Annotated in this window: 19 protein-coding genes; 9 read left to right on the top strand and 10 right to left on the bottom strand. The window is 56.3% G+C overall.

What is annotated here, in order from left to right:
* Positions 1–87 precede the first annotated feature (87 nt).
* The 6 genes from sixA to ABVT36_RS02000 form a co-directional block, all read right to left on the bottom strand.
* Positions 88–543: a phosphohistidine phosphatase SixA gene (gene sixA, locus ABVT36_RS02025; RefSeq protein ID WP_368455018.1), complete on the bottom strand. Its 456-nt coding sequence runs from the start codon at positions 541–543 to the stop codon at positions 88–90.
* Positions 544–569: 26 nt separating this feature from the next.
* Positions 570–1,016, bottom strand: coding sequence for a DUF4389 domain-containing protein (locus tag ABVT36_RS02020; protein ID WP_367152177.1), 447 nt, complete (start codon positions 1,014–1,016; stop codon positions 570–572).
* A 13-nt stretch (positions 1,017–1,029) separates the two neighbouring features.
* The gene (locus ABVT36_RS02015) at positions 1,030–2,064 is read right to left on the bottom strand and encodes an NAD(P)H-dependent glycerol-3-phosphate dehydrogenase (RefSeq protein WP_368455017.1); all 1,035 of its coding nucleotides are present in this window, start codon (positions 2,062–2,064) and stop codon (positions 1,030–1,032) included.
* Between the two features lie 214 nt (positions 2,065–2,278).
* The gene (gene htpG / locus ABVT36_RS02010) at positions 2,279–4,210 is read right to left on the bottom strand and encodes a molecular chaperone HtpG (protein ID WP_367152181.1); all 1,932 of its coding nucleotides are present in this window, start codon (positions 4,208–4,210) and stop codon (positions 2,279–2,281) included.
* A 93-nt stretch (positions 4,211–4,303) separates the two neighbouring features.
* Entirely contained in the window at positions 4,304–5,512 is a 1,209-nt protein-coding gene (locus ABVT36_RS02005) for a serine hydrolase domain-containing protein (protein ID WP_368455016.1), read from the bottom strand.
* Between the two features lie 276 nt (positions 5,513–5,788).
* Complete coding sequence (locus ABVT36_RS02000) at positions 5,789–6,391, bottom strand: peroxiredoxin (protein WP_368455015.1); 603 nt, start codon at positions 6,389–6,391, stop codon at positions 5,789–5,791.
* Between the two features lie 397 nt (positions 6,392–6,788).
* On the opposite strand from ABVT36_RS02000, the gene ABVT36_RS01995 reads away from it, so the two are divergent.
* Both ABVT36_RS01995 and bfr read left to right on the top strand, forming a co-directional pair.
* Positions 6,789–7,001: a bacterioferritin-associated ferredoxin gene (locus ABVT36_RS01995; RefSeq protein WP_367152186.1), complete on the top strand. Its 213-nt coding sequence runs from the start codon at positions 6,789–6,791 to the stop codon at positions 6,999–7,001.
* Between the two features lie 800 nt (positions 7,002–7,801).
* Positions 7,802–8,281, top strand: coding sequence for a bacterioferritin (gene bfr / locus ABVT36_RS01990; protein WP_367152187.1), 480 nt, complete (start codon positions 7,802–7,804; stop codon positions 8,279–8,281).
* Positions 8,282–8,567: 286 nt separating this feature from the next.
* Here bfr and grxD read toward each other — a convergent pair whose 3' ends face one another.
* Positions 8,568–8,906 (bottom strand): Grx4 family monothiol glutaredoxin, encoded by a 339-nt coding sequence (gene grxD, locus ABVT36_RS01985; protein WP_368455014.1) that lies wholly within the window; start codon positions 8,904–8,906, stop codon positions 8,568–8,570.
* 253 nt (positions 8,907–9,159) lie between these two features.
* Between grxD and ABVT36_RS01980 the strand changes: the two genes are divergently transcribed.
* From ABVT36_RS01980 to ABVT36_RS01965, 4 genes are all read left to right on the top strand, one after another.
* On the top strand, positions 9,160–10,350 hold the full coding sequence (locus tag ABVT36_RS01980) for an aspartate aminotransferase family protein (protein WP_368455013.1): 1,191 nt from the start codon (positions 9,160–9,162) through the stop codon (positions 10,348–10,350).
* A gap of 6 nt (positions 10,351–10,356) precedes the next feature.
* Positions 10,357–11,271: an ornithine carbamoyltransferase gene (argF, locus tag ABVT36_RS01975; protein WP_368455012.1), complete on the top strand. Its 915-nt coding sequence runs from the start codon at positions 10,357–10,359 to the stop codon at positions 11,269–11,271.
* A gap of 901 nt (positions 11,272–12,172) precedes the next feature.
* Positions 12,173–15,097 carry a ribonucleoside-diphosphate reductase subunit alpha gene (locus tag ABVT36_RS01970; protein ID WP_368455011.1) on the top strand — a complete coding sequence of 975 codons (2,925 nt, stop codon included), beginning with the start codon at positions 12,173–12,175 and terminating at the stop codon, positions 15,095–15,097.
* Between the two features lie 550 nt (positions 15,098–15,647).
* On the top strand, positions 15,648–16,892 hold the full coding sequence (locus tag ABVT36_RS01965; protein ID WP_367152196.1) for a ribonucleotide-diphosphate reductase subunit beta: 1,245 nt from the start codon (positions 15,648–15,650) through the stop codon (positions 16,890–16,892).
* A gap of 239 nt (positions 16,893–17,131) precedes the next feature.
* On the opposite strand, the gene ABVT36_RS01960 is transcribed toward ABVT36_RS01965, so the two are convergent.
* Positions 17,132–17,725, bottom strand: coding sequence for an NADPH-dependent FMN reductase (locus ABVT36_RS01960; RefSeq protein WP_368455010.1), 594 nt, complete (start codon positions 17,723–17,725; stop codon positions 17,132–17,134).
* Positions 17,726–17,733: 8 nt separating this feature from the next.
* On the bottom strand, positions 17,734–18,627 hold the full coding sequence (locus tag ABVT36_RS01955) for a DMT family transporter (protein WP_368455009.1): 894 nt from the start codon (positions 18,625–18,627) through the stop codon (positions 17,734–17,736).
* 121 nt (positions 18,628–18,748) lie between these two features.
* Here ABVT36_RS01955 and ABVT36_RS01950 point away from each other — a divergent pair, with 121 nt between their 5' ends.
* Both ABVT36_RS01950 and ABVT36_RS01945 read left to right on the top strand, forming a co-directional pair.
* The gene (locus tag ABVT36_RS01950; RefSeq protein WP_368455008.1) at positions 18,749–19,237 is read left to right on the top strand and encodes a MarR family winged helix-turn-helix transcriptional regulator; all 489 of its coding nucleotides are present in this window, start codon (positions 18,749–18,751) and stop codon (positions 19,235–19,237) included.
* 250 nt (positions 19,238–19,487) lie between these two features.
* Positions 19,488–19,919 (top strand): helix-turn-helix domain-containing protein, encoded by a 432-nt coding sequence (locus ABVT36_RS01945; RefSeq protein ID WP_368455007.1) that lies wholly within the window; start codon positions 19,488–19,490, stop codon positions 19,917–19,919.
* A 231-nt stretch (positions 19,920–20,150) separates the two neighbouring features.
* Here the strand turns inward: ABVT36_RS01945 and ald are convergent, their stop codons facing one another.
* Positions 20,151–21,296, bottom strand: a complete 1,146-nt coding sequence (ald, locus tag ABVT36_RS01940) for an alanine dehydrogenase (protein ID WP_368455006.1) — start codon at positions 21,294–21,296, stop codon at positions 20,151–20,153.
* 194 nt (positions 21,297–21,490) lie between these two features.
* Here ald and ABVT36_RS01935 point away from each other — a divergent pair, with 194 nt between their 5' ends.
* The gene (locus ABVT36_RS01935; RefSeq protein ID WP_367151865.1) at positions 21,491–21,976 is read left to right on the top strand and encodes an Lrp/AsnC ligand binding domain-containing protein; all 486 of its coding nucleotides are present in this window, start codon (positions 21,491–21,493) and stop codon (positions 21,974–21,976) included.
* Positions 21,977–22,059: the final 83 nt, after the last annotated feature.

Below are 22,059 nucleotides of genomic sequence, written 5' to 3'. Positions count from 1 at the left end.
AAGGAAACCGACTGGATGCTGCCGCAGCGGCGCCCCGGCGGCAATGACAATGCGGTTCAGCGGCACTGATGGAAATGATGGGAGCGCTCAGGGTTCAGCGTGTTGCAGCCAGTCCAGCCCGGCACAGCCGTTTGCCCAGACATCGGCACTCAAACAGGCGAGACTGGCGGTGCCCATGGGGTGGGCGCCGCCACTGCCACACAGGCCGTTGACGAGGCTGCCCACAAGGGGTTGATGGCTGGCCAGCAGCAGCGGGAAGGGACCGGCCCCGGCCAGGGCCTCCAGAACCCGCTGTGGCGGGGTATCGCCGGTCAGCAGCTCCTGGATGTGCACCGGCAGTTGCAGGTGGTCGGCGACAATTTGCGCAGTCTGCCGCGCACGCTGGTAGGGGCTGGCCCAGATGGTGCGCACCGAGGCCAGCTCGCGCCGGCGCCGATCGCAGACCCAATTCACCTGGGCGCGGCCCCGCGCGGTCAGTTGGCGCGCGGCGTCATCCAGCTCCAGTGGCTCCGCCTGGCCGTGGCGCAGGATAAACAGTTGCATGGCTGACCTCCGCGAAACCGGACCGGCTACTGGCTCTTGTCGGCGTCGCCGCTGTCGGACTTGGTATCACCGCTGCGCTTGTCCGCTTCCGGCTTGTCGTCGCCCAGCTCGATGACCTCATCCTCTTCCCCGGCTTCGGCGATGACTTCGCCATCGATCTCCTGGGCATTGCCGTAGCGGGACAGATCGTCGATGTCCGACTCGGGCCATTCGGAGAATGGGAAGGGCTTGTCTTCCGTGTTGTAGACCATGAACTGCAGGGTCTGGAAAAAATAGGAGGCTATCTGGTCCCCCAGGCGGCGCAGGTTGTCATTTGGCGCGCCGGTGAAAATCGAAAACAGGAACTGCAGCACCACCACCGCCAGCATCACCAGGCCGGTGATTTCCAGCAGAACGGCGAACAGTATCATGTACAAAAGGCGAATCCAGTGGTTGCCGGAAGTGAGGTTTTGTTTCAGTTTTTCATTGTCCATGTGCATGCTTCCATCAAGGTTTTGCCGAATAGGCCACATCAAAGGTCTGAGCGCCGGACATCAGCTCGCGGATCACCGCGGGTATCTGGCGCTGTTCAAATAATATGGCGTGAATCGCCGAAACCAAGGGCATGTAGACGCCTAATTCATCTGCTTTGCGTTTAATCAGACGAACGGTGTTCACTCCTTCGGCAACTTGACCGATTTCTGCGACGGCCTCCTCCAACGGGCGCCCGCGACCCACCAGGTATCCAACCCGGTAGTTGCGGCTGAGGTCGGAGGAGCAGGTCAGGATCAGATCGCCAACTCCGGCCAAGCCGATAAATGTCATCGGGTCCGCACCCATAGCCTCAGCGAAGCGCATCATCTCGGCCAGGGCGCGGGTGATAAGCAGGCTGATGGTGTTCTGTCCGCGCTCCAGGGCCACGGCCATGCCGGTGACTATGGCGTAGATATTTTTCAGCGCCCCGGCCAGTTCGACACCGAAGACGTCACCGCTGGAGTAAACCCTAAAAGTCTCCGAGTGCAGGACCGTTTGAATGCTGTCACAGAGCTCCGGGTCCTCCGAGGCAACCACTGTGGCAGTATAGTGGCCCTCGACGATCTCCTTGGCGAAGTTGGGGCCGCTCAACACCCCCACGCGCATTTCACTGGTCTCCTCGCGCAAAATATCGCTCATCAGGCGGAAGCTGTCGTGCTCCACACCCTTGGTGGTGGAAATCAGCAAAGTGCCCGGCGCCAGCAGCGGTGCCGCCTGTCGCACCACTTCCCGAAAGGATTTGCTGGGGATTGCCACGAATACTATGCGACAGCCCTGCAGGGCCTGTTCCAGCTCACTGGTGACCTCGAGTTCCGGGTGCAGTGGCACGCCGGGCAGGTAATAGCGGTTCTCGCGCAGCTGGCGACAGGCCTCCGCCCGGTCGGGATTGCGCATCCACTGGCGGGTGTCGTGGCCGTTGCCGGCGACAATATTGGCGATCGCGGTACCAAAACTGCCTCCGCCCAGGACGGCGATGGCGAGAGGTGAAGAAGCTTCCGTCTGTGTCATACGAAACCGGGAAATAGTGGGGACAAATTCTCTCAGTGGACGGATTATAAGGGGACTCAGAGGCCAGCCCAACGCACTGAGGGAGATAATACACATTGCGGCTATTTGGCGATCAAACCACACCAAATTTCCATCAGGTCGTACAAATTTTCAGCAGAAAAAATGCACAAAAAAAAGGCGGCCAAAGGCCGCCTGCAACAGTTCGGTGGCTTTTCTAGCCGTTCAACTCCAGCAACAGTGTGTTCAGACGGCGCACATAGTCCGCCGGGTCGTTCAGCTGGTTGCCGGCGGCCAGATTGGCCTGGTCCACGAGGATGTTGGTGAGATCGGCGAACCGGTCCTCGTCCTGCTCCTGATCGAGGCGCTGCACCAGCGGGTGGTTGGGGTTGAGCTCGAAAATCGGCTTGGCATCCGGCAGCGACTGCCCCGACTGCTCGAGGATGCGGCGCATCTGCGGCCCCATATCCTGATCGCTCACGACCAGACAGGCGGGGGAGTCAACCAGTCGGGTGGTGGCGCGCACTTCTTCGACACGGCTTTTCAACACCTCTTTCACCCGCTCGACCAGCGCGCCGGCGGACTTCTCCGCCTCTTCGCGCTCGGCCTTGTCCTCTTCACTTTCGGCCTCGCCCAGGTCGAGAGCGCCCTTGGCCACATCCTGGAACGGCTTGCCGTCAAACTCGTTCATATGGCCGATAAACCACTCGTCCACCTGGTCGGTGAGCAGCAATACCTCAATACCCTTCTTGCGGAATACTTCCAGATAGGGGCTGGATTTGGCGGTGGCGAAGTTGTCGGCGGCCACATAGTAGATATGCTTCTGCCCCTCCTTCATGCGCTCTACATACTGCTCCAGGGACTGTTCCTGCTTGGGCTCGTCGTTGTGGGTGGAGGCAAAGCGCAGCAGCTTGGCGATCTTCTCCTTGTTGGCAAAATCCTCCGCGGGGCCCTCTTTCATGACGTTGCCGAACAGATCCCAGAATTTCTGGTACTGCTCTGCATCCTTTTTCGCCAGCTTGTCCAGCATATCCAGCACGCGCTTGGTCAGGGCGCTCTTGATAGCGTCGGTATTGCGGTCCTTCTGCAGGATTTCCCGGGATACGTTCAAAGGCAGGTCATTGGAATCCAGCACCCCTTTGACGAAGCGCAGGTACAGCGGTAAAAACTGCTCGGCGTCGTCCATGATAAAGGTGCGCTGCACATAGAGTTTCAAGCCGCGGGCGGCGTCCCGCTGGTACAGGTCGAAGGGGGCGCGAGCGGGGATAAACAGCAGGCTGGTATAGTCCTGCTTGCCTTCCACCCGGTTGTGGCTCCAGTTCAGCGGGTCGTCGAAGTCGTGGGAGATGTGCTTGTAAAACTCCTTGTACTCCTCGGGCTTGATCTCGCTGCGCGGGCGCGTCCACAGCGCCTGGGCCGCGTTGACCGCCTCGAACTCGGGTACCGGCTCTTCTTTCTTCTCCTCTTCGCCCTCGGCGGCGGGGGCTGCGGGCGGCTGCTCTTTCAGCATCTCCACGGGAATGGAGATATGGTCGGAGTACTTTTTGATGATGGAGCGCAGGCGCCAGCCGTCGGAAAACTCCTTGCCATCCTCTTTCAGGTGCAGCACCACACGGGTTCCCCGGTGGGGCCACTCCACGGTTTCCACACTGTACTCGGCCTCGCCGTGGCACTCCCAGTGCACCCCCTGGTCGGCATCCGCACCGGCGCGGCGGGTGTAGACATCCACCCGGTCGGCAACGATAAAGGCGGAGTAGAAGCCCACCCCGAACTGCCCGATCAGGTGGGCATCCTTCTGCTGGTCACCGGTGAGGGTCTGCATAAACTTGGCGGTGCCGGAACGGGCGATGGTGCCCAGGTTCTCGATCACCTCGTCGCGACTCATACCGATGCCATTGTCGGTGACACTGATGGTGCCTTCGTCCTTGTCGAATTCGATGCGGATTCGCAGTTCGGGGTCCTCTTCCAACAACTCGGGCTTGGCCAGCGCTTCAAAACGCAGCTTGTCGGCGGCATCGGAGGCATTGGAAACCAGCTCGCGCAGGAAGATCTCCTTGTTGGAGTAGAGCGAGTGGATCATCAGGTGCAGCAGCTGCTTGGCTTCGGTCTGGAAACCGTGGCTCTCTTTATTGTGGGCCTCGACGGTCATGGAACTTGTCTCCCCTGTCAATGAGTTCGTAACAGGGGGCAATATTGGGTCGCCGGCGATGGTTTCAAGCGCCAGGCGCCGAAGATGGGCTCATCAGGGGCTTTTTTTTGCCGCGGCGATCGCCTGCGCCAGCCGGCCATTGCCGGTAATGTCGATCACGAAATTGGCGGTGAGGTCGGCGATTACCCGGGATTCCGCATTCATGAGAATAACGATGCCCACCTTGCGCTTCTCGGAATAGGCCACCGCCGCGCGGAAGCCTGCCACCCAGCCGCCGTGGTAGATGATGCGATCGTCACCCAGGGTGTACAACCGCCAGCCCAAGCCATAACCGGCGTGGGACAGGTGATCGCGCCAGATCCGGTGGCGCATGTGGCGCTTGGTCTCCACCCGTTCGGTGGTCATATCGTCGATGACCTCCGGCGACAGCACCTTGGGGTAGTAGCCCATCTGCGCCTTCAGCCACTGGGCCATGTCGGCAATACTGGCGTTGACGCCGGCGGCGGGCGCAGCGAGATAGTACTCCTTCCGCACTTTCACCGGGCGCCAGCCCTTACCGGTCTGGATATGCGGTGCCGCGCGGTTGGTGGCGGCCATGAAACTCTCCCAGCCGACTGATGCATTCGCCATCTTCAGCGGCGCGAAAAAGCGCTCCTGCAGCTGCTGCTCATAGCTGACACCGGTGGCTTTGAAAATGACGTCCTCGATCAGACTGAACAAGACGTTTTGGTAGCCGTAGCATTTGCCCGGCGCACAGCGCGGATCTATATCGGCAAACTTGGGCAGAATCTTGCTGAGCGGCTTGTTGGCTTCCAGGTAGTCGTCGTAGGCGTTGGGGGTCAGGCCCGAGGAGTGGCTGAGCAGATGCTCCACCTGCAACTGGCGCGACAGTGAACGGGTCTTGAAACGGAGTTCGGGAACATACCGCACCACCCGGTCATCCCAGTCGAATTTCTTTTCGTGCTCCAGTACCGTGGCCATACTGGCAGCAAACGTCTTGGAGACTGAAGCCAGCCGGAACACGGTATCCAGATCGACTTTGCCCCGCTTGCCCTGGACCTTGACCCCATAGGTGTCCATGGCGACTACCTGGTCTCCGTCCACGATTACATAGGCCGCACCCGGGATCTTCTGTTTTTTCAGCAACTGGCGGAAGTAGCGGTCAAATTCCTTGGCACTGCCGCGCAGATCCCCCGCGCTCACAAGCGGGCCGGCACCACAGAGCAACAACACCAGGCAAACCCGCCCGAGTCCGCACCAGCGCCGGCGGGCGAATACAATAAGGGGAAATAAAACTTTCATGCCGTACTTCACGCCGCCCCGGCAACACTACACATGACAGTAAGACTAGCAGCCTGCGAAAAAATTCTCTCGCGCCTTCTGTACCACGCCCCGGGTCAGAAACCCCGGCGGGCATGGCTCTGCTGCCTCTCTTCCTCCAGATCCGCGCCCACCGCACCGACCGTTGCGTACCTGACCGCTTTTGCGGGCACAAAAAACCGCCTTGCGGCGGTCTTTTGGAACCTGAATGGCCGGGCACTTCCGGCACCCTAAATGGCCTTGTGGTCAGCTGTGGTGTTACAGCTTGTCCGCATTCTCGCTCAGGTAATCGGCCACACCTTGTGGAGAGGCATTCATTCCCTTGTCCCCTTCGCGCCAGCCCGCCGGGCAGACTTCACCGTGTTCCTGATGGAACGCCAGCGCGTCAACCATACGCAGCATTTCGTCGACATTGCGGCCCAGTGGCAGGTCGTTGACCACCTGGTGGCGGACCACACCCTCTTCGTCGATCAGGAAGGAGCCACGGAAGGCGACACCAGCCTCCGCCTCCACGTCATAGGCCTGGCAGATCTCGTGTTTGAGGTCGGCCACCAGGGTGTACTTGACCGCACCGATACCGCCCTCATTCACCGAGGTGTTGCGCCAGGCGTTGTGGGAGAACTGGGAGTCGATGGAAACACCGATCACCTCCACGCCTCGCTTTTGAAACTCTTCAAAGCGATGATCGAAGGCGATCAATTCGGACGGGCAGACGAAGGTGAAGTCCAGCGGATAAAAGAATACCACTGCCTTCTTGCCCTTGATGGCTTCAGCCAGGTTGAAGCTGTCAACAATCTCGCCATTACCCAGCACCGCAGCCGCAGTAAAGTCCGGAGCCGGTTTGCCTACCAGAACTGCCATAAGAACCTCCTCGTTCCAATGATTGGTTAAATAAACAAAACAACAGCAGGGCCCCGGGCTCTGTGGCGAATCATCGCCTCCCAGCCCGGGGCCCTGCTGCAGTGATCAATTTATACACAGTCGCTATAAAGTGAATAGTTTTCGATAGCGGCCGACTATGATACACACGCCACCCTATCCGTCCTATTAATTTTTTAAATCATGTCGATAGCGACGACGATAGTGAAGTCGGACTTTTAGTGACTTTTCGGTCAGAGAGAGCCAGGGCAATTGGCTTGATGGGTCACTAGAATCAAACTCAGGCGACAACGAAATCTTATTGACACTCATTCTCACTTGTAATAAGATCTGCGCAGCCTAAAATTTACTCAATTTCTGCTCCTGGACTCGGCCGACTATGTACGTATGTATTTGTAAAGGCATCACCGACCGCCAGATCAAGGAAGCCATCTATGATGGTTCCACTTCGGTGAAAGCACTCCGTCACCAGTTGGGGGTCTCCTCCCAGTGTGGCCGCTGCGCCGAACTGGCCCAGGAAATTATCGATGACGCCATGACCGGCAGCCTGATGTCCGCCAACAACGACGGCCTCTTCTACCCGGCCGGCTGATCTTTGCCGGCCGCCCATTACGCTCTATAGCAGGTTGTTGAAAAAGGCATCCTGCCTGTTTCAAAACACGAAAAGCGAAAAATGTGATTTTCGCTTTTTTCCCAAAATCAACGATTTGGGCGTCGCCGATTTTGCCGGAACATCCATATTCCGGTATCAGGCGTTGAAATTCTTCGAATTTCAACGCCTGATAGAGTTCCACAGATTTCCCTGCCCAAGCCTCGGCACTTTTCCCCCACACCCCCAGCCAACAGAAAACTGCGTCCAGGGCGTTAACCAGTGGCACTGCCCCTCTTCCCACTATCCGCTGCTGCGCCTTGAAGGTCCCCTCGACAATGTCACGACAGTGCCCTAATGGCTCCATCCGCAGGCAGTGGCACCGGCTTTCGCGGCGCTGTTTGCAACTTTCCTTAAAGCAAAATATTTGCGCGCCGCTCCACCGATGAGTCCAAAACCATCGCAGAAAATAGAAGACGTATCGGATTAATCCCGCCAGTGTTTTTACTAGCAGCCGACGACTCGCAAAAAGGGTGGCTTACAGACGCAATCAAGAAAAAAACAGGCTTATAAAACGGAATCATTTTCGTTTGGCTTCAGCTCCAAGTTTGCTTTAAACCCATTATCTGCAGGCTTCAAGTGCGCTTGACTTGCCAGCCATCGCGACGCAAACTCGTGGCCTCGAACTGCGGATCAGCGAATTACCCCAAAGAAATTTCGCGCTACGCAGGACGCCATATTAGAAGTTTTAGGAATGACCCGCGGATAAAATAGATACCTGCGGGCGCACAGGAGCGAAAGCGATGAAAGGCGATCCCAAAGTTATCGAACATCTGAACAAGGCCTTAAGCAACGAGCTGGTAGCCATCAACCAGTATTTTTTGCATGCCCGCATGTATGACAATTGGGGGCTGAAAGAACTGGGCAAAAAAGAGTACGACGAATCCATTGATGAGATGAAGCACGCCGACTGGCTGATCGAGCGCATCCTGTTTCTGGAGGGTATTCCCAATCTTCAACACCTCGGCAAGCTGCTAATCGGGGAAAATCCTCAAGAAATGCTCAAATGCGACCTAAAACTCGAATCCAAAGCCATCCCGGACCTGCGCGACGCCATCGCCTACTGTGAGTCTGTACGCGATTACCGCAGCCGCGAAATTCTGCAGGACATTCTCGAGTCCGAGGAAGAACATGTGGACTGGCTGGAAACCCAACTGGAGTTGATCGATCGCGTCGGCCTGCAGAATTATCTGCAAACACAAATGGAAAAAGCCTCGGATTAAATGCGATGCCTAAGCCGTTGATTTTGGGAGAAAAGTGAAAAACACATTTTTTGCTTTTCGTGTTTTGACACAGGCAGGATGCCTTTTTCAACAATCTGCCAGAAGAAAACCGCGGTAATACCGCGGTTTTTTGCTTTAATACAACGCCTGACAATTTGCTGTCCCTAACAGAATATCCGGCTCCTAAATCAAGTCGGTAACGGCTTGGCTTGCCGCCAAGGATTTGCAGGCATGCACCACAATCCAGGGCTGAGAAAAGCCGGGCAAAGTTTTTTTACGCAACCTGTCAGTCGCCACTTTCACCTTCACCCTCGGTGGAAGCCTCGTCGACCAGGCTCTTTAATTCACCTTTCTCGTACATCTCCATAATGATGTCACAACCGCCGATCAACTCGCCGTTCACCCACAGCTGTGGGAAAGTCGGCCAGTTGGCATACTTGGGCAGCTCGGAGCGAATTTCCGGATTGGACAATATATCCACATAGGCAAAGCGTTTGCCACACGCCATCAATGCCTGGGAGGCGCGCATGGAAAAGCCACATTGGGGGGCGTTGGGGCTGCCTTTCATGTACAGCAGGATCCTGTTGTCGGCAATCTGCTGCCTGATGTTCTCCAGTGTATCCATAGAGATGTCTAACCTCGGGTAGTAGAACCGTTAGATGGGTGGGTGCCTTTGGGCGGCGGGCCTGGCACTCGGGGCGGCATTGTACCCCAGCGACAGGCCGCATACGAAAAGGCGAATTTTCGTCCAACAGGTATCTGGCGCACTATTAACTATATGGTATTATTGCCATTTTCAGGAAAAGCTGCGGAAGAGACAACACAAAACAGAATTTTCTGCGATTTTAAACAAACCCAGGACCCAGGGAGATCAAAAAGTGGCCACCTCCGCATTGATGGAAAACTACGGCGACAGGCCCCTGACCCTGGTCAGGGGCGCCGGCAGTTATGTGTGGGATGATACCGGCCGGCGGTATCTGGACGCCCTGTCCGGTATCGCCGTATGTGGACTGGGCCATTGCCATCCGGCAGTCACCGCCACCCTCACTGATCAGGCCCAGACCCTGTTGCACGCATCCAATCTGTACAACCTTCCGCCACAGGAGCAGTTGGCCGACAGGCTGGTGTATCTGTCGGGCCTGGACAATGTGTTTTTTTCCAACTCAGGGGCTGAGGCCAACGAAGCTGCCATCAAACTGGCGCGCCGCTTCGGCAGCCAGCGCGGGCTGCCCAGCCCGCATATCCTGGTGATGGAAAACGCCTTTCACGGCCGCACCCTGGCCACCATGACCGCCACCGGCAATGAAAAAATCCGGCAGGGGTTCGGCGTTTTGCCCGAGGGTTTTCTGCGCGTACCTTTTGACGATCTGGCAGCGATAGAGCAGCTGGCCGCGAGCCGCGATGATATCGTCGCCGTGTTGGTGGAACCCATCCAGGGGGAGGGCGGCATCCGTATCCCGGCACCGGGTTTTCTGCAAAAACTGCGCGAACTGTGTGACCATTACCAGTGGTTGTTGATGCTGGATGAGATCCAGACCGGCAACGGACGCACCGGCAAGCTGTTCGCCTATCAACATACCGGTATACTGCCGGATGTAGTGACCACCGCCAAGGGTCTGGGCAACGGCGTACCTATCGGCGCCTGCCTGGCCCGCGGTGTTGCGGCGCAACTGTTCGACGCCGGCAGTCACGGTTCCACTTTTGGTGGCAATCCGCTGGCCTGCCGCGCGGGCCTGACAGTACTGGAGACGCTGGAGCGGGAACAATTGATAGAGCGCGCCGCAACGCTCGGGGCGCGCCTGCTAAACCGCCTGCGAAACCACCTCGGCAACTGCCCCACAGTGACGGATATCCGCGGCTGCGGACTGATGGTCGGCATTGAACTGGACCAGCCCTGCGCGGAACTGGTGGCCCGCGCGCGCGAACGCCAGCTATTGATCAATGTCACTGCGGACAAGGTGGTGCGGCTGCTGCCGCCCCTGATCCTCAGCGATACCGAATGCGACTACATCGGCGACACCGTCGCCGATCTGATACAAAAATTTGCCGGAAGCCCCGGTGGAGAATAGCAACCCATGGCCACAAGACACTTCCTGTCCCTGATGGATTTATCCGCGGATGAACTCCGCGGTATTACCGAACGCGCGATAGAACTCAAAGCCCTTCGCGCCCAGGGAATCACCACCGAGCCGTTTCGCGACAAGGTGCTGGGGATGATTTTCGAAAAGTCCTCCACCCGCACCCGGGTATCCTTCGAAGCTGGCATGGCGCAGATGGGAGGCTCTGCATTGTTCCTGTCCCCACGCGACACCCAGCTGGGTCGCGGCGAGCCAATTGAAGACAGCGCCCGGGTGATCTCGCGCATGGTGGACATGGTGATGATCCGCACTTTTGGCCACAATGTGCTGGAGCGCTTTGCCGCCTACTCCCGGGTGCCGGTGATCAACGCCCTGTCAGACAGTTTCCACCCCTGCCAGCTGCTGGCCGACATCCAAACCTACGTCGAGCACCGGGGCAGCCCCGCGGGCAAGGTAGTGGCCTGGGTCGGTGACGGCAACAATATGTGTCACTCCTACATCAATGCGGCGCGCCTGTGTGATTTTGAACTGCGTATCGCCTGCCCCGAGGGCTACGAGCCCGACGAAAACATCGTCGCCGCGGCGGGAGACAGCGTCACCATCCTGCGCAAGCCCGAGGATGCCGTGCGCGGAGCCGACTGGGTCGCCACCGATGTGTGGGCCTCTATGGGGCAGGAGACAGAGCAACTGGTACGCATCGAAGCGTTCAAAGGGTTTCTGGTAGACCACGAGCTGATGGGGCACGCAAATACAGACGCGGTATTTATGCACTGCCTGCCCGCGCATCGGGGCGAGGAAGTGAGCGCCGAGTTACTGGAAGACGAATCCATCGCTGTGGTGTGGGACCAGGCAGAAAACCGCCTGCACGCGCAAAAGGCGCTGATGGAGTTCCTGCAGGAACAGGGCAGCTAGGGCCTGTTGGCACTAACTGAGATAGCCCTGCTACCGCTGGTTTTGTGGCCCGAAATTGCCTTTTCCGGACAGAGGGCTGCAGGTAAAACCTGATTCCAGCAGCCCACTGTTAACCCGGCAACTCGATAAATTGCCGGGTTAACAATTGCCAGATCCTACAGGGCGCAAACCGGTGGGGCCGAAAGCCATCAGGCCCACATAAAGAACGCCCAAGTGAACCGAGGAAGCATATTAACGCCATCCTACAACGCCCTTTCCAGGGCAGTTTATATACTCGAAAAGAATTGAAAGACGCCATGAAATTGGCATTTGGGTACTATTTAGATTAAAGATTAATCAATGCAAAAGGGTTATTGCTCCACTTAATTTAGGGCCTGGTTACTATTAAAAAATATTCTTAGAAGGGGGTAATCCGCGGCTTTCCCCTGACTGCCCCGAAACGCCCTTAGCAACCACGGGCACTTGCGGCAAAGTGGCTACTGACATAAGCGACCTACCCACACATTATCCACAGCTCCCCCCAAGCTTATTCTGCTTGAAATGGTCCCCTGACCGCATTATCTTGTTGTCCAGTCAACAGACGACCCCAATATATTGGGGTGCGAGCCGAAAATGCCCCGAGCCGATGGGGTGGGTTCGCACGTTGCGGCGCGATTCGGCGCCATATGCCAGGAACAGCTTTTCAGAGCAAATTCCGAGGTGACAGGCGGAAAGGATTCTCCGCCGCAGGCACAAGCCGGCATTACTTTCGGGGAAAACACCGGCAACTGAGCGGCCTGTACCGCTTCCCCGGCAATCGCCAGCGGGAAACTGCGGAAAAACGAAGGACACGTTCCGCGACGCAAGCCTGCACACCAGCGGGTAACAGCGGGCAACCATTACTCATCTTGCGGAGACTTTCATGCACACAGAGACAGGGCTCTCTCAGCCCGTGCCTTTGGCCGATCAGAGCACTTCAAGGGAACAATCCGGCAGTGCCTCCACCCTCGCAGCCACTGCGCCGGGGCAAATTCGTGTAATCAAGCGCAATGGTACTGTAGTCCCCTATGACGACAGTAAAATTTCCCTTGCGGTTACCAAGGCGTTTCTCGCCGTAGAGGGCGGCACCGCCGCCGCCTCCAACCGGATCCACGAGCAGGTTGAAGAACTGGTGGCACAGATCAGTGCCACCTTCCAGCGCCGTATGCCTTCCGGCGGCACCATCCATATTGAAGAGATCCAGGACCAGGTGGAACTGGCACTGATGCGCTCCGGCGAACACAAGGTCGCCCGCGACTATGTCCTCTACCGCGAAGAGCGCGCCCGCCTGCGCGCGCAGAAAACTCAGCGCCAAACCACTCCGTCGGTGGACCTTCACCCCAGCATCCGTGTGAAACTGCGGGATGGCAGCATGGCGCCGCTGGACATGGAGCGGCTGCGCATTATTGTCCGCGAAGCCTGCGAAGGCCTGAAGGATGTAGACAGCGAGGCCATTCTGAGCGAGGCGTTGAAAAACCTCTACGACGGCGTCTCCGAGGCCGATATCAATACAGCCCTGGTCATCACCGCACGCACCCTGGTGGAGCAGGAGCCCAACTACACCTATGCCACGGCTTTCCTGCTGCTGGACAACCTGCGCAGCGAGGCACTGCGCTTCCTCGGCGTGGCCGACACCGCCACCCAGCACGAGATGGAACATCTTTACGGCGAGACGCTCAACGCCTACGTCACCAGAGGTATTGAACTGGAACTGCTGGATCCGGCCCTGGCCGAGTTCGACCTGGCGCAACTGGGCGAAGCGCTAAAACCCGAGCGCGATCACCAGTTCACCTACCTGGGCCTGCAGACTTTGTACGACCGCTATTTCCTGCACAGTGACGACGTCCGCTTCGAGCTGCCGCAGATTTTCTTTATGCGTGTCGCCATGGGTTTGGCCATCAACGAAGACAACAAAAACGAACGCGCTGTTGAATTCTACAACCTGCTGAGCTCCTTCGACTATATGAGCTCTACCCCTACCCTGTTCAATGCCGGGACCCTGCGCCCGCAGTTGTCATCCTGCTACCTCACCACGGTACCGGACGATCTGCACGGTATTTATGGTGCAATTCGAGACAATGCCATGCTGTCCAAATGGGCCGGCGGCCTGGGCAATGACTGGACTCCGGTGCGCTCGCTGGGATCCTACATCAAAGGCACCAACGGCAAATCCCAGGGCGTGGTCCCCTTCCTGAAAGTGGCCAACGACACAGCCGTGGCCGTCAATCAGGGGGGCAAACGCAAGGGCGCAGTGTGCGCCTATCTGGAAACCTGGCATTTGGATATCGAGGAATTTCTCGAGCTGCGCAAGAATACCGGCGATGACCGCCGCCGCACCCACGATATGAACACCGCCAACTGGGTACCGGACCTGTTCATGAAGCGCGTGTTCGAAGACGGAGAGTGGACTCTGTTCTCGCCGGCGGACTGTCCCGACCTGCACGACCTGTTCGGCACCGCCTTTGAACAGCGCTACACCCACTACGAGCAACTGGCCGCAGAAGGCAGCCTGAAGCTGCACAAAAAGATCCGCGCCGCAGACCTGTGGCGCAAGATGCTGGGAATGTTGTTCGAGACCGGCCACCCCTGGATCACCTTTAAAGACAGCTGCAACCTGCGCAATCCACAGCAGCATGCGGGCGTGGTGCACAGCTCCAACCTGTGCACCGAAATCACGCTGAACACCAGCGCCGGTGATGAAATCGCCGTGTGCAACCTGGGTTCCGTAAACCTGGCCCAGCACATCAGTGACGACGGCCAGCTGGACCGCGCCAAACTCACCAGCACCGTAAAGACCGCCGTGCGCATGCTCGACAATGTGATCGATATCAACTACTACTCGGTGGATACAGCGCGCCAGTCCAATATGCGCCACCGGCCAGTGGGCCTGGGTCTGATGGGCTTTCAGGATGCTTTGTACAAGGCCGGCATCGCCTATGCCAGTGAAGGTGCAGTTGCCTTTGCGGATACCACCATGGAGGCCATCAGTTACGAGGCCATCAGTGCCTCCTGCGACCTGGCGGCGGAGCGCGGCAGGTACCAGAGCTACGATGGTTCCCTGTGGAGCAAAGGCATACTGCCGCTGGATTCCATTGCAATCCTGAGCCAGCAGCGCGGTGAACAGTTTATCGAACAGGACACCAGCTGCTCGTTGAATTGGGACAGCCTGCGCGACAAGGTCAAAGCCCAGGGCATGCGCAATTCCAATGTGATGGCAATAGCACCCACTGCAACCATCGCCAATATCACCGGGGTTTCGCAGTCCATCGAGCCCACCTACCAAAACCTGTACGTTAAGTCGAACCTGTCCGGCGAGTTCACTGTGGTGAACCCCTATCTGGTCCACGATCTGAAGGATCGAGGCCTGTGGGATCAGGTGATGGTCAACGATCTGAAGTATTACGAGGGCTCGGTGCAGAAGATTGACCGTGTACCGGAGGATCTCAAAGCCAGATACCGCACCGCATTCGAAGTCGAGCCGCGCTGGATCGTAGACGCCGCCAGCCGTCGCCAGAAGTGGATCGACCAGGCGCAGTCACTCAATTTATACATCGCCGGTGCGGATGGCCGCAAACTGGATCTGACCTACCGCATGGCCTGGTACCGTGGCCTGAAAACCACCTACTACCTGCGCGCGCTCGCCGCCACCTCCACGGAAAAATCCACCGTGGACGTCGGCACCCTAAACGCGGTTAGTGCCGGTGCCGCCTCCGGCGCGGCAATGGCGGCATCGCAGGAAGAAGTGGTTCCGGCGGCAGTGCCCAATGCATGCTCCCTGGACGACCCGGACTGTGAAGCCTGCCAGTAGACGGACGACACAGCTCGCCCCAAAAAAGGGAGAACAAACCAGCCAACAGCAGTCACAACACGCCAGTGGCCGAAATGGAAATCGCCAGGTAGCAACCAAACTGGTTGATCTTCGGGCACACAAGAACTCTCGGGGGAGAGCGTCATGACCACTTGAGTGGGTCAGACCAGCCGCACCGGCCCCGGTACGCCCTGTCTTCTCGTGCAGGAAACAGGAAAAGCAGTATGCGAACCGGGGCTCGGTCGCGAACCCGAAGGGACGGAAACTGACAGCAGGCAGCAGGTAAATAGAAACTACAGCAGAAAATAAAACACAGAAGAGCGAACCATTGATCTGGCACAACCAAAACGGAGCCGGAACAGAGTACAAAACCACAAGCGGCAAAGTCTGCATGGGCAGCGGAAGCCGCAACTATCGATTCGGCGATTTAACTGCCCGCCGGATTGATAGAGACATTCGGGAAAGAGGCGCGAAAACCCCAACAGCGCCTCAATATGAACACGCGGATACGAGCAGGCACTGCTTGTATCGATAAACGGAAGGCAACGATATGCTTAGCTGGGACGATCTCGACACAAAGCCCCAACCTCCCCAAACGGCAACCAAACCGCGACCGGCGCCGGAGCGGCGGCAGCAGGAAGTCATTCCGCCCGCAGTTTCCCGTGAAACTTCGAGTACTCCGGCGCCGCCTGCGGCCCAATCCAGTGCCGTGGAAGCCGCGCGAGCGGCCGTAGACAGTCTGGACCCAGCACCCGGCCTGGAAGAACTGGAAATGGGCGCAGCCCGTATCCAGGTGGATGAAAAGCGCATCATCAACTGCCGCGCCGACCTGAACCAACTGGTGCCGTTCAAGTACGACTGGGCCTGGCAAAAATACCTGGATGGCTGCGCCAACCATTGGATGCCGCAGGAAGTGAACATGAACAAAGACGTGTCCATGTGGAAAGACCCCAAGGGTCTGACCGAGGACGAGCGTCGCATCGTGGAATACTCCCTGGGCTACTTCTCCACCGCTGACTCCCTGGTGGCCAACAACCTGGTACTGGCCATCTACCGCCACATCACCAACCCGGAATGCCGCCAGTACCTGCTGCGCCAATCCTTTGAGGAGGCCATCCACACCCACGCCTACCAGTACTGTGTAGAGTCCCTGGGTATGGACGAGGGCGAAGTGTTCAACATGTACCGCGAGGTACCCTCAGTGGCCAAGAAGGCCGCCTGGAGCCTCAAGTACACCCAGGGCATCGGAGACCCGAATTTCAAGACCGGCACAATGGAGACAGACCAGGAACTGCTGCGCAACCTGATCGCTTTCTATGCAGTTACCGAAGGTATCTTCTTCTACTGTGGCTTCTCCCAGATTCTCTCCATGGGCCGGCGCAATAAAATGACTGGCGTTGCGGAACAGTTTCAATACATTCTGCGCGACGAGTCCATGCACCTGAATTTTGGTATCGACGTCATCAACCAGATCAAACTGGAAAATTCCCACCTGTGGACCGAAAGCTTCCAGCGGGAAGTAACCCAAATGATTCTGGAGGGCATGGAACTGGAAGTGGCCTATGCCCGCGATACCATGCCCCGTGGCGTACTGGGTATGAATGCCAATATGATGGAGGAGTATTTGCACTTCATCGCCAACCGCCGCCTGAGTCAGTTGGGCCTGAAGGAGCAGTTCCCCGGTGCGCAGAACCCCTTCCCGTGGATGTCGGAAATTATGGATCTGCGCAAGGAGAAGAACTTTTTTGAGACCCGGGTGATCGAATACCAAACCGGTGGCGCTTTACAATGGTAGCAGGCTGTGCGTCACAGTATTAAGTGACTGAAATCACAATATGTGAAGCTGCTCGCTTTTCAAGGACATGCGCCGAGCTCCGCCCGGCGGCGGTCCATCCTTGTGTCGCATTAACCTGGCAACTTATTGAGTTGCCAGGTTAATAACCATGGATTTTATTGGGACAAGCCGCACATTTCTCCTGGTGCGGCATTATCGCCAAAACGCTCCTGTATAGCGCCTATATCCTGCTCTACCCTTTACATACCATAGTGGTAAGGCTTACCCGCATTGACCATATCCCGATGTACTGGAGCAAGTGCCACGGCGTAGGCTGCCAGTAATGCCAGGGTATACTGGCTTCGCTCATCTATCGACGGATTGCTGCAATTCAATTCATTATCAAACAGCGAACCTACATCACGGAATATAAGGTGATCCGGAAGAAAGCAGACGTGATTATTTTTACTACCCGTCATGCGAAGTTCACTTACTGGATAGACGCCATTTAAGCTTGCGGAAACGCTGACAATTAAAGCAGGTTTGTGTGCCAATTCATTCGCAGTAGCCAGCATAAGGAAGTTTTTGAGTGCTGGTGTCGCCATTCCGTGCCACTCGGGTGTGATAAAAATAAACGCATCCGAGGATTTTAGCTCTTCGGCAATTTTTCGCCAGGGCCCCCACTCTTCCGTATCATTCCAAACCCCTTCGTTCCAAAATGGCAGGTTGAGTTCATACAGATCGTGAACCACCGTCTGCTCAAACAACGGCTTGGCTTTTTTTTCCAGATAACGGGCCACTGTTAGGCTTTTTGAGTCAGCGCGTTGACTGCCGGAAATAATGGTCAGTTTCATAGGATCTCCTAAACTGCTTTTTGAACGCGGAGTGGTCTGTTGCTGGTTGCCTTTTGTGCAGCCAGTATGATGGAGAGGAATATGGAAATTGCACCGACACACTGTAAGGGTGTGAGCGCTTGGTCCAGAAATAAATAGCCAAGCAAAACGGCGGAAACACTACTTAACAAGCCCAAAAAAGAAACCGTAGTGGCGGGTAGTTTTTCGATACCCCGAAACCACAATGCGTAGGCCATCACCGCCCCTACAAGACCCAGGTAACCGTAGCCAAGCCAGGCTGTTGACGTCAGGTGGACAGGGAGCCCCTCCTGTTCAAGCGCAATAGGCAGCAGTAAAACACCACCAAATAGAAGCTGCCAGCCCGTGAAGCTGAGCAGGGTCATATTTTTCGGCCTTCCCCAACGTTTGGTCAGCACCACCCCTGAAGCCATACTGGCTGCACCGAGCAATCCCACCCAAATACCACTGGTATCCAACTCTGAGGGGGTACTAAACACCAATAGCGCAATACCGGCGATTCCGATAAAACCGGCGCAGAGCTGGTGCATGCTCAAGTCACTGTTGAGCAATACAAAGCCGAAGATCATGACAAAAATAGGCTGCATGGACATGAGCAGCGCTGCCATACCACCCGGCAGAGCATTGGCTGCATAGAAAAGACAGAAGAAGAACAGGCCAATGTTGAGCAAGCCGAGTATGGCTAGCCTGCTCCACCAGTGCCCCTGCGGTAATACCCGACCAGCGAGTACAAGCAGAATACCGGCTGGCAAGGCTCTCATAGTAGCGGCAACCAATGGGCTATTGGCCGGTAGAAGCTCTGTAGTGACGATATAGGTGCTGCCCCAGACGATAGGGGCCATGGAGGTAAGCACCAATGTGACGATAAAATCAACTCTGGTCATAAACATCTCGACAACCCGCTTTTTCACAAGTATCTTTTATAAAAGATACTTTTGTGACAGTAATGGCTTTATTACTTCCCGTCAAGTATCTTTTTTAAAAGATTTATAGGGAGAAGGCTCTATGGAAGATTCAGTGGATGTGATTCTGCAGCAGTGGAGAAATGCCCGGCCTGACCTGGACTGCTCCGCTATGGGGGTGGTTGGTCGCCTACGCCGTGTCAATGGAATCTGGCAAAAACAGCTGGAAGAGATCTTCACTCAATTTGAACTGAGCGGTGTCGAGTTCGACATCCTGGCCACCCTTGGTCGCAGCCAGGTTGCGCTGACACCTACGGAGTTGTACCAAACACTCATGCTGTCGTCGGGCGCGATGAGCACACGCATTGAACAATTGGTACAGCGTGGGCTCATCGAGCGCAGTGCCAGTGAAACGGATCGTCGCAGTTGCCGGGTGCAATTGAGTGGGCTTGGGCAGAAAAGGCTGGATGCGGCGATGGAAGCGCACTTGGAGAATATGGATAACATGCTAGCTATGCTGGACAGGCGTGAACAGGGTCAACTCGCCAGCCTATTGAAGAAAATACTGGTTTTCAATTCCCCGTCGGAATAGTTCAGGCTCTATGAGGAGAACGTGGGATCATCCGTGATCTTACTGCCTTGGCTCGATTCTCAAAAAAATGCAGATGGGAATAAAGGTCGAGGAAGTATGCCTGCAAGTACGGTATAGTGGCCAACAGCAACCACTGTAGAAATTTTAGGCGGTGCTGCTGTCATGTCATATGACATCATAAAAATTTCGTATAGTAACCGAAGCTTTCTGTGTAGTTTGATTGAATATCAATTAAGTACGGTAAAGAAAAATGGGCATGAATGTAAGCATTTCAGTCATTAAGCAAGCCCGCAAAAGTAATAATTGGACACAGCAGCATTTGGCTGATATTTGTTCGCTTAGCTTGCGAACTATTCAGCGAATCGAAAAAACCGGTGTGTGTTCACAGGAGTCTCTAAGCTCTCTTAGCGCAGCTCTCGAAGTACCAAAGGAGTCTTTATTAATAGAGAAGCCTGAAGGTTCCATTAACAGAGAGATTCCCAGGTATAAAGTAGCAATTTATATTCTGACTATTACCCAGCTTGGAAGTTTACTATCGCTATACTTTAGTAGACCAGTGCTCTCGTCTGAACAGCTCAGTATTTATACTGTAGTAATATCGGCCATCTATTTAGGCTCTTTGTTCCTAGTTGCTTGGGAGGGCCTACGGAAAGGTGGATTGAAACTCCCAGAATTGGCCTAACAAAGTGCTGCAGAGGGACGGCCCGTTTTGTGCACTCTGTGTGGAGCAGGGCCACTTGCAGTTATACGTATGCGATAGACAAGGCCCGACTGGGTCTTTTGAACATAAAAAACCCGCACGTCTGGTCGGAGAGGCATTTACCTTACTCCGAACCAGAATCCGCGCGGGACAGTTTTACAAGTGTTAAAAACTAACTTTTCAATCTTTCCGATCTAATCGCAAGAAAGCGATCTAGGCCGCGGCCCCTTCAGCCACCGCGGATTTTTGCAGTGCCAGCTTAGGATCGACAAACTCATAGCCCAGCACATCGGCCACCGCTTGATAGGTCACCATACCTGCATGGACATTGAGACCTTCCAGCAAATTGCTATCGTCCAGCAAAGCCTGCTTGGCGCCCTTGTTGGCCAGTTCTACCGCGTACGGCAGGGTGGCATTGTTCAGCGCCATGGTGGAGGTGCGCGCAACGCCACCGGGCATGTTGGCCACACAGTAGTGCACCACACCATCGACAATATAAGTAGGCTCCTGATGGGTGGTCGGCTTGGAAGTTTCAAAACAACCACCCTGATCGATGGCGACGTCCGCAACAACCGCGCCTTTCTTCATGCGGCTGATGATGTCCCGGGTCAAGAGTTTGGGGGCCGCAGCACCGGGAATCAGCACCGCGCCAACCACCAGATCCGCTTCCAAAGCGTGCTTCTCGATGGCATCGTTGGTGGAATATTCGGTGCGTACGGCACCGCCGAAGATATCGTCCAACTGGCGCAGCCGCGGCAGCGATCGATCCAGAATAGTGACATCAGCCCCCATACCCAGGGCCATTTTGGCGGCGTTGGTACCCACCACACCACCGCCGATAATCAGGACTTTGGCCGGCGCGACACCGGGAACACCACCCAGCAATACGCCCAGGCCGCCCTGGGCTTTTTCCAGGTGATGGGCGCCACACTGTACGGACATCCGGCCGGCCACTTCGGACATAGGGGCCAGCAATGGCAGGCCGCCAAAGCGGTCGGTGACTGTCTCGTAGGCGATGCAGGTTGCGCCGGATTTAACCAGCAGCTCTGTCTGCTTGGGGTCCGGGGCCAGGTGCAGGTAGGTGTAAAGGATCTGGCCCGGGCGCAGCATTTCACACTCGTGGGGCTGGGGCTCTTTCACCTTGACGATCATGTCCGCAGTGGCAAAAATCTCTTCTGCCGAATCTATGATCCGGGCACCGGCCTGCAGGTACATTTCGTCGCTAAAGCCAATGGCGCTGCCACCGTCTTTCTGTACCACTACCGCATGACCGTGACTCACCAGCTCACGCACACTGGCCGGGGTCAGACCGATGCGATACTCGTGGTTTTTGATCTCTTTTGGTACACCAATCAACATTTTTATCACTCCAAGTTTTTGTCTGATGCGCCTATTGGCAGATTGCCGGTGAATGACCGAACCTCTCTTATTCGACCAGTGTAGAACCAGCCCTGGAGTGTATTTATGTATTATTTTTTGCTTAAATAGTGGAATCCACTGATTACATGGCTGAAGCCGCCAGTTTTTAAACAATCCCGCTTATTGGAGCCCCTATGCGCAAACGCGCCAGCGAACTCTCCACCATCGACCGAAACATTCTGCGGGTACTGCAGAAGAATGGCCGCACCAGCTACGCCGAGCTGGCGCGCCAGGTGGGTCTTACCGCCACTCCCTGTGTAGAGAGGGTCAAACGCCTGGAGAACGACGGTGTCATCCAGGGTTATACGGCACTGATCAACCCGGAATTTCTCGATGCGGCGCTGGTGGTATTCGTACAGATACGCCTGAACCGCTCGGCTCAGGATGCCTTTGAGGAGTTCCGCAATGCGGTGGCGGCACTGCCGGAGGTACAGGAGTGCTATCTGGTTTCGGGCAATTTCGACTATCTGATCAAGGCGCGGGTGGCGGATATGAGTGCCTACCGAAAGTTTTACGGCGAGACGCTATTGACGCTGCCGGAGGTACAGGAATGCACCAGTTATGTGGTGATGGAGCAGGTGAAGGAGACGCTGGAAGTGCCGGTACACTACAACCGCTGAACGGCACCGGACAGTTCGAAGCCAGCGGCTGCCCCGCTGGAAACCGGGCAACTGGGGCGGGATTCCGATGAATGGGGAACGAT

The organism is Microbulbifer sp. TYP-18, from assembly GCF_040932045.1.
Lineage (GTDB): Bacteria > Pseudomonadota > Gammaproteobacteria > Pseudomonadales > Cellvibrionaceae > Microbulbifer.
This window is presented reverse-complemented; position numbering and strand designations above follow the sequence as displayed.